Annotated in this window: 12 protein-coding genes and 1 pseudogene; 1 reads left to right on the top strand and 12 read right to left on the bottom strand. The window is 38.8% G+C overall.

Annotation, left to right across the window (positions count from 1 at the left end; translation table 11 throughout):
• Positions 1–315: 315 nt before the first annotated feature.
• From D8855_RS10140 to D8855_RS10185, 9 genes are all read right to left on the bottom strand, one after another.
• Positions 316–654: a YlbF/YmcA family competence regulator gene (locus D8855_RS10140; protein WP_000065980.1), complete on the bottom strand. Its 339-nt coding sequence runs from the start codon at positions 652–654 to the stop codon at positions 316–318.
• 10 nt (positions 655–664) lie between these two features.
• The gene (locus D8855_RS10145; protein ID WP_125417200.1) at positions 665–1,768 is read right to left on the bottom strand and encodes a prephenate dehydrogenase; all 1,104 of its coding nucleotides are present in this window, start codon (positions 1,766–1,768) and stop codon (positions 665–667) included.
• Between the two features lie 9 nt (positions 1,769–1,777).
• On the bottom strand, positions 1,778–2,944 hold the full coding sequence (gene aroC, locus D8855_RS10150) for a chorismate synthase (protein ID WP_125417201.1): 1,167 nt from the start codon (positions 2,942–2,944) through the stop codon (positions 1,778–1,780).
• Between the two features lie 9 nt (positions 2,945–2,953).
• Positions 2,954–4,021, bottom strand: a complete 1,068-nt coding sequence (gene aroB, locus D8855_RS10155) for a 3-dehydroquinate synthase (protein ID WP_125417202.1) — start codon at positions 4,019–4,021, stop codon at positions 2,954–2,956.
• Between the two features lie 18 nt (positions 4,022–4,039).
• Positions 4,040–4,894: a shikimate dehydrogenase gene (locus D8855_RS10160; protein ID WP_125417203.1), complete on the bottom strand. Its 855-nt coding sequence runs from the start codon at positions 4,892–4,894 to the stop codon at positions 4,040–4,042.
• Complete coding sequence (aroD, locus tag D8855_RS10165; protein ID WP_000767764.1) at positions 4,884–5,561, bottom strand: type I 3-dehydroquinate dehydratase; 678 nt, start codon at positions 5,559–5,561, stop codon at positions 4,884–4,886. The genes D8855_RS10160 and aroD overlap by 11 nt, the downstream gene beginning before the upstream one ends.
• Positions 5,558–6,721 carry a class I SAM-dependent rRNA methyltransferase gene (locus D8855_RS10170; RefSeq protein ID WP_185757590.1) on the bottom strand — a complete coding sequence of 388 codons (1,164 nt, stop codon included), beginning with the start codon at positions 6,719–6,721 and terminating at the stop codon, positions 5,558–5,560. The genes aroD and D8855_RS10170 overlap by 4 nt, the downstream gene beginning before the upstream one ends.
• Positions 6,722–7,421: 700 nt before the next feature.
• Positions 7,422–9,056, bottom strand: coding sequence for a hypothetical protein (locus tag D8855_RS10180; protein WP_125417205.1), 1,635 nt, complete (start codon positions 9,054–9,056; stop codon positions 7,422–7,424).
• Complete coding sequence (locus D8855_RS10185; protein WP_125417206.1) at positions 9,037–9,786, bottom strand: ABC transporter ATP-binding protein; 750 nt, start codon at positions 9,784–9,786, stop codon at positions 9,037–9,039. The genes D8855_RS10180 and D8855_RS10185 overlap by 20 nt, the downstream gene beginning before the upstream one ends.
• A 176-nt stretch (positions 9,787–9,962) precedes the next feature.
• Between D8855_RS10185 and D8855_RS10190 the strand changes: the two genes are divergently transcribed.
• A complete protein-coding gene (locus D8855_RS10190) occupies positions 9,963–11,417 on the top strand; it encodes an alpha-amylase (protein WP_125417207.1) in 1,455 nt (484 codons plus the stop codon).
• An 88-nt stretch (positions 11,418–11,505) separates the two neighbouring features.
• Here the strand turns inward: D8855_RS10190 and D8855_RS10195 are convergent.
• The 3 genes and pseudogenes from D8855_RS10195 to D8855_RS10205 form a co-directional block, all read right to left on the bottom strand.
• Positions 11,506–11,820, bottom strand: a pseudogene (locus tag D8855_RS10195) (DHHA1 domain-containing protein); the annotation flags it as partial.
• 134 nt (positions 11,821–11,954) lie between these two features.
• Entirely contained in the window at positions 11,955–12,797 is an 843-nt protein-coding gene (locus D8855_RS10200) for a hypothetical protein (RefSeq protein ID WP_125417208.1), read from the bottom strand.
• Positions 12,778–14,061 (bottom strand): AAA family ATPase, encoded by a 1,284-nt coding sequence (locus D8855_RS10205; protein ID WP_125417209.1) that lies wholly within the window; start codon positions 14,059–14,061, stop codon positions 12,778–12,780. The genes D8855_RS10200 and D8855_RS10205 overlap by 20 nt, the downstream gene beginning before the upstream one ends.
• Positions 14,062–14,184: the final 123 nt, after the last annotated feature.

Raw genomic sequence — 14,184 nt, forward strand, 5'->3', positions numbered from 1 at the left:
TATCTACTATTTATCGATAATAAAAATTTCATTCTCTTTCATAATTGTTTCTATATTTATTATCTCATCAAAAATTTCTAACTTATCAATTGAAGTAGAAAATAATAGTTAGAAACATTCAAATTCGTTTTGTCCTATAGATATGATTTTCAATAGCCTATTTAATTTGTTTTGTATTTTGTTTATTAGTAAAGACATTCATCCCCACAGTCATTCTTAAACGAACCACGCTAATAACTCTAACTAATACAGTAGTTACCAATAATAATCATACGCTTAAGAAAACACCTATAAATAATGAACAAAATAATTTTCTTATTTTAGCAATTCTGAAACTGGTTCAAAAACAATTTTTTCAATGTCAGAAAGGTAAATCGCCAATTGTTGTTGCTTGGTAAAGAATTCTGACAAGAGGCTATTCCCCTGAATCTGCTTGCCAAAGCCTTCCATTTTAGCTTGGAAGGAAGCGTCTGGCATTTGACCTGTCTGGGCTAGTCTTTGAATTTCCTCTTGGAAGGCAACATATTCTGTAAAGATTTTACTTGCCTCTGCATCTGCTGAAATAGCATCTTTAGCTGCTTTGACAGCCTTGTATTCTGGTAATTCGCGTAGACCGCGACTAAGTTCGTTTGCACTATCGTAAATATTTGACATGATTTTCTCCTTATTTGATAACGACTGTGTAGTCGGTATTTTCTGTTATTAGCTGCTCGGCTCGTTCCAAGTCTTGAGCATTTTTAAATGAAATTTGTAGGATCCCGTGAATATCCTCACGGTTTTCCTCGTTGATATGGATGTTAACCAAGGAAGTTCCACGTAGTAATTCCAAGATTCGTAAAATAACGTCTTCCTCATCGGGAACGTCAACATAGAGGTCATAAGAACTATCCACACCACCACGCTTATGGATTTCCATGGCCTGACGTTGTTCACGCGCTTGGTTGAAAAAGTTCCAAATCTGCTCTTCATCTCCCTTGCTGATAGCCTGACCAACCTCATCTAAACGTTCCTTGAAATCCTCAATGCGGTCTAGAATAGTCTCACGATTGGACAAGAGAATGGACGTCCACATACCTGGCTCGCTTTCCGCAATCCGAGTCATATCTCGAAAACCACCTGCCGCAAAGCGCCTTGCCATCTCATGTTCTTGAGCATAGACCGCAGTCTGCTCCATGAGACTAGAAGCCAGAATATGAGGAAAATGGCTAATCTGAGAAGTGACACGATCATGCTCCTTGGCATCAATTTCGATAAAACGAGCATGAAGACCTGAAAGCAAGTCCCTCATTTCCTCAAGTGTGTCCTGACCTGTCAGACTCGAAGGTGTAAAGATATAATAGGCATTTTCAAAGAGATTAACATCCGCAGAAGCAGCCCCTGTCTTATGACTACCAGCCATGGGATGGGCCCCGACAAAGCGAACAGGCTTGCCAGCCAAATATTGCTCCGCCGCATCTACGATGGCTGACTTGGTCGAACCGGCATCTGAAATAATCACACCTTCTTTCAAGTCCAAGTCAGCCAATTCCTTAATAAAGGAAATGGTTTGTTTGATTGGCAAGCTAAGGATGATGACATCTGCTAAAGGAGCAAAACTGGCAAAATCATCTGTTGCACGGTCAATCATGCCTTCTTTCAAAGCAATATCTCTCGAAGCTTGACTGCGATTATAACCTAAAATTTCATAATCTGGATGATCACGTTTGATACCAAGTGCCATAGAGGCACCAATCAAACCAAGACCTGCGATATAGATTGTTTTTGCCATAGGAACTCCTTAATAGTTCTTTGTATAATCTCGGTGTTGGGCTACCGCTTCTTTTAATTCCTCTAGATTGTCTGATGAGAATTTTTCAAGGATTTCTTGTGCCAGAACCGTCGCCACAACAGCTTCCATGACCACTCCTGCAGCTGGAAGAGCGGTCGGATCACTTCTCTCAACAGTTGCCTTATAGGGTTCATGGGTTTCGATATCCACACTCATAAGTGGTTTGTAGAGAGTAGGAATGGGCTTCATAACTCCACGAACAACGATAGGTTGCCCATTGGTCATACCACCTTCAAAGCCCCCTAGATTGTTGGTACGGCGAGTATAGCCGTCTTCTTTAGACCAGAGAATTTCATCCATAACTTGGCTACCTTTGCGGTAACCAGCCTCAAATCCAAGACCAAATTCCACCCCTTTAAAGGCATTGATAGAGACAACTGCTTGGGCAAGTCTGGCATCCAATTTTCTATCCCATTGGACATAGGAACCAAGACCAACTGGAACACCTCCAACGACTGTCTCCACAACCCCACCGATGGTATCTCCATCACGCTTGATTTGGTCAATATAGTCCTTGATTTCCTGTTCCCTTTCTTGGTTGACAATAGAAACTTCTGACTGGGCAGCTCTTTCCTTAATCTCTGCAACTGTGAGATTCTCAGGAACATCGATTCTCTTGCCACCAAAGACAACGACATGGTTGGCAATCTCCATATCCAGCTCAGCCAAGAGGCGTTTGGCTACTGCCCCAACTGCCACCCGCATGGTGGTTTCACGAGCTGATGAACGCTCCAAGGAATTACGCAAATCATCAAAACGGTACTTGATGCCCCCAACCAAGTCGGCATGACCTGGCCGAGGATGAGTGATTTTCCGTTTGCTTTTTAGGCGGTCTTCAATATCCTCCGCAGACATGATATCCAGCCATTTTTGGTGGTCTTTATTGACGACATCCATGGTAATGGGAGCTCCAGTCGTCTTCCCGTGGCGAACACCCGAAGTAAAGACAACCTGGTCACTCTCAATCTTCATACGACCACCGCGGCCGTAGCCACCCTGACGGCGTTTAAGATCGCCATTGATATCCTCAGCTGTCAAAGGAAGTCCAGCTGGAATTCCTTCAATGATAGCCGTCAGACGGGGACCGTGTGATTCTCCTGCAGTTAAATATCTCATACACTCTCCTTATTTTACCAAGTAGTCTTTCATCTCTTCCAGAGAAACTGGGTAGATGGTTGCAGAACCAAGCTCTGGCACCAAGACCAATTTCAAGGTATTGCCACGCGCCTTCTTATCATGAGTCAAAGCCTGATAAAGCTTGTCAACATCCCAGTTTTCATAGTCAACAGGCAAGCCAAATTTCTGACACATTTCTGTGATGGACTGGGTAATGCCAGCTGGCATGAGACCCTTTTTCTCAGCAACCTTGGAAATCTGCACCATGCCCATGGCCACAGCTTCTCCATGCATGACTTTTCCATAACCGGCCGTTGCTTCAATGGCATGACCAATAGTGTGGCCAAAGTTAAGGTAAAGGCGTACACCATTGTCCAACTCATCCTCAACTACCATCTTGCGCTTAACCTGACAAGAATGTTCAATCAAAGTCTCCGCATGTTCCAGAATGCTCTCTACAGAACCATCCAGCTCCGTCAATAGAGTCCATAGTTCTGGATCCTCAATCAAGCCATACTTGATAACTTCACCCATTCCTTCAATCAACTCTCTTTTTCCGAGGGTTTCAAGAACAAGTGGGTCAATCAGAACCCCATCTGGTTGGGCAAAGGTCCCCACCATATTTTTAGCAAATGGAGTATTAACACCCGTCTTTCCACCGATAGAAGAATCAACCTGAGCTGTCAAACTAGTCGGAATCTGAACAAAGTGAATACCCCGCATATAGGTAGAGGCTACGAAACCAGCCAGGTCTCCAACGACACCACCTCCGAGAGCCACGATTCCATCGCTACGAGTCAACCCCTGCTTAACTAGAAATTCATAGACTTTCTGAACAGTAGTTAAATTCTTTCGTTCTTCCCCTTCTAAAAAATCAAAAACAGCTACCTGAAAACCAGCATCTTCTAGGCTGAGCTTGACCTTCTCTGCATAAAGAGAAGCTACATGGTTGTCTGTCACAATCACTACCTTTTGTGGTTGCCAGAGTTCTCGCAACCATTGACCAGCCTGAGCCAGGCAACCTTTTTCAATCTGAATATCATAAGGATGATGAGGAATATCGATTCTGATTTTCATAGGAGAATCTCCCTTTCTTTATTGGTATTTTTCTGTTAAAGACTGCCAAATCTCTTCTGTAGGCATTTCCTTGCCTGTCCACAGTTGAAAAGCTTCTGCAGCTTGATAGAGCAACATTCCCAGACCATTGACGGCTGGATTGCCCTGACTTCTAGCCCATTTTAAAAATGGCGTTTCAAAGGGTTGGTAAATGATATCTGCTACCAAGAGAGTTTCTGGTAAAACTATGTTTTCAGGAACTGGGGATAATTGGCCATCCATCCCTACACTTGTCGCATTGACCAGTAAATCAGACTCAGCAATCCTTTCTTGCAGTTCCGAAACATCTTCTAAAGCATACAAGTCCACTTTAAAGCCTGTTTGCTCCTGCAACTTGTCTAGATAAGGTCTTGTTTTTTCCATGGAAACTGAACGAACAAAGACCGAAATCTGACTGACGCCGTCCAAAATAGCTTGTGCCAAGATTGATTTAGCCGCACCACCTGCTCCCAGCAGGGTCATCTTTTTACCTGAAATTGTAAAAGAAGGCAAGCTCTTAAAAAATCCCTTGCCATCTGTATTATATCCAATTAAATTGCCATTCTCATTGACAACCGTATTGACCGCACCAATCAAGCGTGCTTCATCGCTCAGCTCATCCAAATAAGGAATCACCTGCTCCTTATAGGGCATGGACAGGTTTATGCCAAACATCTGGTAGCGACGAATATTGGCCACTGTTTCTGCCAAATCACCCGCTTCAATCTCCCAAGCCACGTAAGCACCATTGGTAGCTGTCGCCTCAAAGGCACTATTGTGAATAAAGGGGGAAATAGAATGCTTAATAGGATTGGCAACAACGGCAGCTAAACGTGTATAGCCATCAAGCTTCATCCAAAATCTCCCGAATTTTTTTCATGTTAGCTAAGGAAATCTGACCTGGGGCACTTGCCTCATCTAGACTAGCAAAAGACCAGCTAGAACCTGTCACATCCGCAGTGATACGAGAGACCTTGCCCACCTTGCCCATAGAAATGGTCACATATTCCTGCTCAGGATTGAGGATTTTAAAGCCTCGTGTATAGTTCATCAAGTCTAGCACATCCTGCTCCGTGTGAGCCATCACCGCAACCTTAACAAGTTTTGGATTTAGGCTCGTCAACTCTGACAAGATTTCCATCATGTTTTCAGGTGTTTCTTGGAAATTATGGTAACTCAAAACGAGATTTGGGAAGTCCAGCATTTCCTCAAAAACATCCTTGTAGCTGTAATACTCAAAATCAATATAGTCTGGTTGATAGAGTTGCGCCACTTCCTTGATTAGATGGATATATTCTTCTGGAGAAAGGTCGATTTCTCCCCCTTCAGAGCGAGTTCGCAGCGTGAAAACCAACTCACGACCTGCGAATTTTTCAAAAATGGCTGGAGCTACCTGCAAAATCGCTTCCTTAGGCAGATAGTCGGCGCGCCATTCAATGATGTCGGCATCCAGATACCTCGTGGCATCCAGAGCCTGAGCCTCCTCTAAACTTCTTGGCATTACTGAAACGATTAATTTCATTTACTAACCTTCATACTAATCACCTTGAGGTAATTACTACTTTCATCTTTTTTATTATAGGCGAAATCTGCTGGAAGACCGTATTTGTTTAAAATCTGGTAACTTCTTCCTGCAAAGCCTTTATCAATTTGTTCTGTAAATTTCTGACGGGAAACATTGGCAGCATTGGTACTGGCAATAATAATACCGCCCGGATTTAAAATCTCAAGACTCTGGGAAATCAACTTGTGATAATCCTTGGCCACAGAGAAGGTCTGTTTTTTGTTCCGAGCAAAGCTAGGCGGATCTAGGACAATCACATCGTAGGTCAAGCCTTTTCGTTTGGCATATTTGAAATATTCAAAGACATCCATGACTATAAAACGATGGTCGTCTGTGCTGATTCCATTTGCCTGAAAATGCGCTTGAGACAATTCTCGTGAACGTTTAGCTAGGTCAACAGAAGTTGTCTGACTTGCTCCTCCCATGGCCGCAGCCACTGAAAAGGCTGCTGTATAAGAAAACATATTGAGCAAGGATTTACCCATAGCTAAACCATCAACCAGACTACCGCGCACCTCATGCTGGTCTAGGAAAATCCCTGTCATCAAGCCATCATTCATAAAGACTTGATAGAGGACACCATTTTCTAGAACAGTGAAAAATTCAGGTGCTTCTTGACCATAAACATGGGCAGATTCATAGTCCAAACCCTTAAAGCGGATCTTCTCATAGGTCCCTAAAACCTCAGGAAAAACCTGTCTAAAGGCTTCAGAAATAACCTTGCGAATCTGATAAACATAAGAGTTATACCAAGAAAAGACGGCATAGTCGCCATAAAGATCCACTGTCAGACCGCCAAAGCCATCTCCCTCTTGGTTAAAGAGACGAAAGGCGGTTGTCAAATCATCTTGATAGTAGGCACTTCTCTTTTCTTTAGCTTGTCTAAACAGCGTTTCAAAGAAAGCTTGATTGAAGGTCACCTTGTCTATGCTCACAAACCAGCCCAAGCCCTTGTTTTGTTGGGAAAGGTAGGCAGTCCCAAGAAAGTTCCCTTCTTGACTATGGACTTCTACTTCCTGATTCTTAAGATTGACATTCTCAAGGTCGCTAGCTTCTAGTAAAACTAATCCTTTAGCGAGCTTCTTTTCAACCCTTTTGCTGACTCTTATTTTATTCATAGCTACAATTATATCAAATTTTGTGACAATTCTCAAAAAAGAAACTACCCTTGCTTTGTTACTCTCGTTTTTAAAAATGGTATACTAATACTAATAAAAAATTAGAAATATTTGTGTGAGAATCAAAATAAAAAATGCTCTTCCGTCTTGGAGGAGCATTTCTTTTTATCAAATAAAATTCAACGAAAATCAAAGAACAAACTAGAAAACTAGCCTCAGTTTAACTTTGAGATTGTAGCTAGAGAGGCTGTACCTGCAATATATGTCTGTCAAGTTTAGTGACGAATGAATATAGTAGAAGAAATATGAGGATATAAATCAGCTTCAGCAGGTATCTGGAAAATTTGATTTTATAGAGAAGCCTTTTGTTACAAATTCAATATACTATCAATAAATAATATTATAGAAGCAACAATAATTATAATTTCACCTATCTGCATAATTCTATTTCGAACTCTAAATATATATTCTATCAAAAATACTTGAAAAAGACACATTATAGGAATTAACGTTTTTGAAATTGAAAAATATCCAAACAAATAAACTATAAACAACAAAAATAGAACTATGTTATATTTCTTATTCAAAACATTCCTCCCTATATACTTTTTGATTACCAATCTTAATCATTTACAACTACATTCTAACAAACTATAAAAGCGTTTGTCGAATTGAATTTATCAAGCAAGCGACAACTAGCTCATCTTTTTTCTATTTCTGTCAATATGCGTGACAGGTAGTAGTGATAGCCAAAAATAGCAAGAGCAAGCAAGACTACAAGAGCTGCAAGTCCCAAGCTGATGGCAAGGATAGGGGAGAGAGACCGAACCAAGAATATGCTTCCAATTACAAGGGCCATCAGGATTGCACTATAAATTAAGAGTAAAACTATTGCTACTATACCATTTGAACGATTCACCAGGTCAGTAATACTACTCCAATTGGTTGACAGATTTTTTACGTCCTTAAGGTAATGGTGGCAAGAAAGGATGACACTGGCAAGGACCCATGTCGCAAGAAGGTAAATCATCGAAAGGATGGGCAAGCCTAGATATAGAGAAAGACCAAGCAAAGTCAGAACTGGTAAAAAGGACTGGACAGCAAATATAATCCAAAATTTTACTTTCACATAGCGAGCAAAGTCAAAGGGTAAACTCTTCAGAAAATCAACATTTTCCCTCTCCAAGGATAAGGCAATTGAATGCAGGTTGGTGATATTGTTATTGACAACAGCTAGAAAGAGACCTATAAAAAACAAGGGTAACCAGTATGGAGGATGAATGTCTGGAACTATCTGAGAATCTAGGATGTTGGAAATCAGACCGATCATCATGAGATAAGGGAGGAAAGCACTTGTAAAAAGCACTGTAATCACGCCAGTCCCCTGTCCCAAAAGGGTGAGGTGGTAGCGTAAAACCATACGGAAAAAGCCCTTTTTAGTAGTTGAAAGCCCCTCCTTACTGCGACGTTCTTTTTTGACCTTCTCCTCACTATTAAGTAGGATCACATCATAAAAACGAGGCAAAACCTTCTTTTTGGTCATGTAAAGCAAGAAAAGAGTTAGAATTATCCAAGCGAGCAGACCTAGGATGGCTTCTATCGAAAAAGGCTCCACTGCTATTTTGTAAAAGAGATGAATAGGATAAAGAAGAGGTGGAATTTCTTTAGTCTGATCACCTATACCTCTAGAAGTCGACTGTAGAAAGAAGACAAATATTAAAGGTGTGAGGACTCCTATCCCAATCATCACATTCGAAAAAATAGACTGATACTTTCTAAAAAGCGCAGTTTGAGCCAAGAAATGCACTGCCACTACCATCACTAGAGCCACAGAAACAAATAATAGAGCCAAGGACATTAGCATCAAAGGCAAACCCAGCCAAAGAGAAGGTGCTAGCCTAATGTAGAGGACTAGAAAATAAGCTAGGATTGGTATAATTCCAGGCAGAGCTGGCAAAAGGACAGACAGTCCTTTAGCAATTATAATCTCTGATTCTTTAAAAGCATAAGGCCTATACGATACCAAGTCCTTACTCTCATAAAAGACATTGTAAAAGGCAGTTAAAGAAGTTGAAAAGGCAATCACTAGTAAAATAGCAACCATAAAAATAAAATAAACAGGTATTTCATCAAAAGGAAAATGAATGGCTATATTTATAAACATGATGAGCATCAAGAGACTGGAAAAAATGTAAGAACCTAGGACTCTAGCGGAAACATTTACTTTTTTCCCAGGATTTTTAGCTTGCTTCTTTCGTAGGTTAGCCAGATTAGCTTCTTGAGATGAATAGAGGATATTGATATCAACTAATTTTCTAATGACCTTGAGACGCATATGAAACCTCCTCTTTTCTACCAGCAAGGCTAAGGTAGATACTTTCCAAAGACTGGTCTGGATGGTCTTTCCTCAAGTCCTCTACGCTACCACAATATATCAAATTCCCCTTTTTTAAAATGGCAATCCGATCACAAACTTGCTCAGCTACCTCTAGCACATGGGTTGAAAACAAAACTGTCTTGCCTTTTTGCGCATGCTCCTTCATCATCTGCTTTAAATCAAAGGCAGCCTGGGGATCCAAACCAGTCAAGGGTTCGTCCAAGACCCAAATATCGGGATCAGACAAGAGTGCTCCGATGACAAAGACTTTCTGACGCATTCCGTGAGAGAGGGTTTCAATGACCTGATAACGATTTTCAGCAAAATCAAAAACACTCAATAGCCTAGCTAAACTAGCTTCCAAGTCAGAGCTGCTCAGATCATAAGAGGAGGCGATTAATTCCCAAAATTCATTGGCTGTTAAACGCAAAAATAAGTCAGGCGAGTCTGCTACATAGCCAATCTTTCGTTTAATAGCCAAGCGATTTTCCGATAACTCCTGACCGTCTACCAAAATACGACCACTACTTGGTGAAATGATACTGACTAGAGACTTTATGGTGGTCGATTTTCCAGCCCCATTATGGCCAATCAAGCCCATAATCTCTCCATTTTCAATCTGCAGATTGAGATTGCTCAAGGCCTCTTTATCACCATACAACTTACTAACATTTTGAAATTCAATCATGAGAAATCTCCTCTCTTTATCTATGTAATTTACTATAATTATAGCGCTTTCATTTTAAAAATCAACATTTTATATAAAATGGTCAAAAACTTATTATTCAGTTTTACGCAAACGTTTGAGCTAACTGATACTTTATGATAGAATAAAGAACAGATTGACAAGTAAGAGGAAACATCATGCAAAATCAAACACTCATGCAATACTTTGAATGGTATCTGCCCCACGACGGCCAGCACTGGACGCGTCTAGCTGAAGATGCTCCACACCTAGCTGATCTCGGTATCAGCCATGTCTGGATGCCACCAGCTTTCAAGGCTACCAATGAAAAAGATGTAGGCTATGGAGTATATGACTTATTCGACCTAGGCGAGTTTAACCAAAAAGGAACTGTCCGCACCAAGTATGGTTTTAAAGAAGACTATCTTCAAGCCATTCAAGCCCTAAAAGCACAGGGAATCCAACCAATGGCCGATGTGGTGCTCAATCACAAGGCTGCGGCCGATCACATGGAAGCCTTTCAAGTTATTGAAGTGGATCCTGTAGACCGTACAGTTGAACTTGGAGAACCCTTCACCATCAATGGCTGGACTAGCTTTACCTTCGATGGTCGCCAAGATACCTACAATGACTTCCACTGGCACTGGTACCACTTCACCGGTACAGACTATGATGCCAAACGCCGCAAGTCTGGCATTTATCTGATTCAAGGGGACAACAAGGGTTGGGCAAATGAGGAATTGGTCGATAATGAAAACGGTAACTATGACTACCTCATGTATGCCGACCTAGACTTTAAACATCCTGAAGTCATCCAAAATATCTATGACTGGGCTGACTGGTTCATGGAAACGACTGGTGTAGCTGGTTTCCGCTTGGATGCCGTTAAACACATTGACTCTTTCTTCATGCGCAATTTTATCCGTGATATGAAGGAAAAATACGGTGAGGATTTCTATGTTTTTGGTGAATTCTGGAATCCTGACAAGGAAGCCAATCTGGACTATCTTGAAAAAACGGAAGAACGCTTTGACCTTGTCGATGTTCGTCTCCACCAAAATCTCTTTGAAGCCAGTCAAGCTGGCGCAAACTATGACCTTCGTGGTATTTTCACAGATAGCTTGGTTGAACTCAAGCCATACAAGGCTGTAACCTTTGTCGACAACCACGATACCCAACGAGGCCAGGCTCTTGAGTCTACTGTTGAAGAATGGTTCAAACCAGCAGCCTATGCACTCATTCTATTACGCCAAGACGGCCTTCCATGTGTCTTTTACGGAGACTACTATGGGATTTCAGGGCAGTATGCTCAACAAGATTTCAAAGAAGTCCTTGACCGCCTCCTAGCCATCCGAAAAGATTTGGCCTATGGAGAACAAAATGACTACTTTGATGATGCTAACTGTATCGGTTGGGTACGTTCAGGTGCTGAAAATCAATCCCCAATCGCAGTCTTGATTTCCAATGACCAAGAAAACAGCAAATCAATGTTTGTCGGCCAAGAATGGGCTAACCAAACCTTTGTAGATTTACTTGGAAACCATCAAGATCAAGTTACAATCGATGAGGAAGGTTATGGACAATTCCCAGTCTCAGCTGCTTCGGTAAGTGTCTGGGCAGCTAATACTATTTAATAGTTCATAATATTCAAGCCAGATCCAATCGGATTTGGCTTTTTGCATTCACAAAAAGGCCTACCCAAATGGATAGATCTTTACTTAATTACAATTTACTTGCTACTGCATCCAACAATTCTTGGATTTTAGCTTGGTTGCTTCCTCCTGCCATGGCCATGTCTGGTTTACCACCACCACGTCCATCGACGATTGGTGCCAATTCTTTGACAAGATTTCCTGCATGAAGGTCTTTTGTCTTGCTTTCTACAAGAACATTGACTTTGTCACCGATAGCAGCAACTAGGACAAGAAGATCCGAGTAGTCTTTTTGTTACCAGTTATCCGCAAAAGTACGAAGGGCACCAGCGTCAGATACAGATACTTGGCTAGCAATGTAACGGTGACCATTTGCTTCTTGAACTAATTAAAGTTAAACATTAAAAATTCGTAAGATACGATTATTAAAGTGAAAAAATAGAAAATCTTTTTCTAACTACTAATTAAACAATTTTTTATTAAATTAATTATCATTTTAAATATACAACTTATCATAATTTAATATATGTTTCTACCAACTAAAAAGTTAAGTCCATACGATTTTTCATATTCTGAAAGACTCTTAAAAAGATTAGTTCTTTTAAATGACTCTTTAGTGAAACTAGTTCTCAGTACTAACTCAACATCTTTACTTTTAATATTTTTTTCAATTCCAGAAGTGTTACAAATCACTTTAAATAATTCAGAAAAATCGTGTCCTCTTGTAATTAACTTTAAATCTGTAACGAAATGATAATGTTCCTCAACAATAGACTGCTTCTCTGAATCGTAATTATTTTTTGACGGTCTATTTATTTCTTTTATAATGTCTTCTTTACAGTTTAATTTTGATTTTCTATACAGTTCATCAATAGAAATATTTTCAGTAATGAGTTCCCAACCCTCAGATAAATTTTTTTCTCTAAAACAACTTATATACTTTAGTTTTTGAAATACTTTATTTCTCAACTCAAATACTTCCTTATCTCCACAATAAAATTCAGTACATATACTTTCAAATGACTCATTATTCATAGCTAACATAATTTCTAAACTATGATAATCATACAAAAAAATTTTATTTTCACCTGAAGTTAAACTGCTATAGTCTTTATCTCGTATCCCAATAATTCTTTTATCACTCTGAAAATAATTAACAATTTCTTCAACCCCATCACATCCTGAAAACGATTCGAATACATATGCATTAGAATTAAATTTATTTTTAAAAAATTTTAAATCATCGTCTCCCTCTACTATCACAAAAGTCTTTTCTTTCTCATAGTCTTCACCACGTAAAAGTCTAATTTCGGAAACTATATCCTCTCGCTTGAGATTTTTTCTAATCGAGTTTTTGTTCATATAACTCTCCTAAATCAATTTGATTCTCCCAACGATGATTAATAATTTGTGGAGAGTGCGTGGCAACTATCACATTCAGGTTTTTGAATTTAATTATCTTATATAAATCGTCCATAAATTTCTTTTGCCAAGCAATATGTAAGGATATTTCAGGTTCATCAATTAATAATAAGGTATTCTCAGGAGTCTCAAAAATCAACTTATAAAATAAAATAATTTCCTGTTTTTCTCCGGATGACAGTTGGGACAAGGAAAGCTTCTTTCCTTTAACATTAATATCCTCAATAAAAATACCCTCTTCTCTTGAAATCTCAATCTTTTTAAATTCCAATTTATCATTTATTATATCGGTAAATAACTCTAATTGATTAACAAAATTTTCATAGATTTGATATTTCTCATCAAAGTCATCAAAATATATTTTTAGTGCTTTTGCAAATTCTTCTTTAAACTCTAAATTCCTCCAAATTTGAACACGAGATAAATCAAACTTATTTAATTTTTGAAATTTTTCAGTCATCAATTCTATTTTCTGATTGAATTCATCTTTTGAGGTAATTGCTTCTTTATTATTAAATAATCTTATAGGATAAGAACTATCCAATTCATTAGACTTTGAGGAATATTCTGAACTATTCCTAGCCAAAAGAAGTTTGAATTTTTTAGGTAATTCTTTAATCTCATCCTTTAATCTCGATTCATCAAAACGATCAAATTCTTCACTTACCAATCTTTGTTCTCTTATGTAGAATACTTTTCCTAATTCCTTTGAAAACTTTCTTAAGTCCATTCTAACCAAGGCACTAATAGGGCGATTGGGGGTCCTATTTTCAAAAAAATTCTCCTCTGAATAACTGTCTAACAAGGATTCATCTGCAATAATTTTATCTAAAGTAATTACCTCAGAAGTTCTTCTGTTAATCCACTTATTTTCATCAATGTTATTATATAAAGGATAAGAATTTAAATATCTTTTAACTTCTTTTAAATTAATAATACTATCAGTTTTATCATTTATTACTAGTTTACCAGAGTTTTTCACAATTTTAAATTTTTTATTATCAGATATGGAAAAAATAACTTCTTCAAAATCTAAGTTAAGGAAATAAGCTATACCATCAACTTCTTTATACAATTGGTATATACAATTTAAGATAGTTGATTTTCCAAATCCATTAGGACCAGTAATTATAGTCAAGCCGTCTTTTTTTAATTCTATAGTATAATCGAAGCGACCAAATAATTTTTTAAATTGAATCTTCATAATATTCAAACTCCTTTTAATTTTTAACAATAGATGACTAAAGTGGCCTATCAACCTTAAGTAATTTTTAATATTTCGTAAGCAATCATATAATTAAATTCTTTATTTTTAAAGTCCTAAATC

Origin of the sequence: Streptococcus mitis (assembly GCF_003942685.1) — a bacterium.
Lineage (GTDB): Bacteria > Bacillota > Bacilli > Lactobacillales > Streptococcaceae > Streptococcus > Streptococcus mitis_CD.

What these genes read in the sequence shown, in the direction of transcription:
- aroC (WP_125417201.1), bottom strand. Translation starts at nt 2,944, where the DNA reads ATGAGATATTTAACTGCAGGAGAATCACACGGTCCCCGTCTGACGGCT.
- D8855_RS10160 (WP_125417203.1), bottom strand. Translation starts at nt 4,894, where the DNA reads ATGAAGCTTGATGGCTATACACGTTTAGCTGCCGTTGTTGCCAATCCT.
- D8855_RS10145 (WP_125417200.1), bottom strand. Translation starts at nt 1,768, where the DNA reads ATGGCAAAAACAATCTATATCGCAGGTCTTGGTTTGATTGGTGCCTCT.
- aroD (WP_000767764.1), bottom strand. Translation starts at nt 5,561, where the DNA reads ATGAAATTAATCGTTTCAGTAATGCCAAGAAGTTTAGAGGAGGCTCAG.
- D8855_RS10200 (WP_125417208.1), bottom strand. Translation starts at nt 12,797, where the DNA reads ATGAACAAAAACTCGATTAGAAAAAATCTCAAGCGAGAGGATATAGTT.
- D8855_RS10140 (WP_000065980.1), bottom strand. Translation starts at nt 654, where the DNA reads ATGTCAAATATTTACGATAGTGCAAACGAACTTAGTCGCGGTCTACGC.
- D8855_RS10205 (WP_125417209.1), bottom strand. Translation starts at nt 14,061, where the DNA reads ATGAAGATTCAATTTAAAAAATTATTTGGTCGCTTCGATTATACTATA.
- D8855_RS10185 (WP_125417206.1), bottom strand. Translation starts at nt 9,786, where the DNA reads ATGATTGAATTTCAAAATGTTAGTAAGTTGTATGGTGATAAAGAGGCC.
- D8855_RS10170 (WP_185757590.1), bottom strand. Translation starts at nt 6,721, where the DNA reads ATGAATAAAATAAGAGTCAGCAAAAGGGTTGAAAAGAAGCTCGCTAAA.
- D8855_RS10190 (WP_125417207.1), top strand. Translation starts at nt 9,963, where the DNA reads ATGCAAAATCAAACACTCATGCAATACTTTGAATGGTATCTGCCCCAC.
- aroB (WP_125417202.1), bottom strand. Translation starts at nt 4,021, where the DNA reads ATGAAAATCAGAATCGATATTCCTCATCATCCTTATGATATTCAGATT.
- D8855_RS10180 (WP_125417205.1), bottom strand. Translation starts at nt 9,056, where the DNA reads ATGCGTCTCAAGGTCATTAGAAAATTAGTTGATATCAATATCCTCTAT.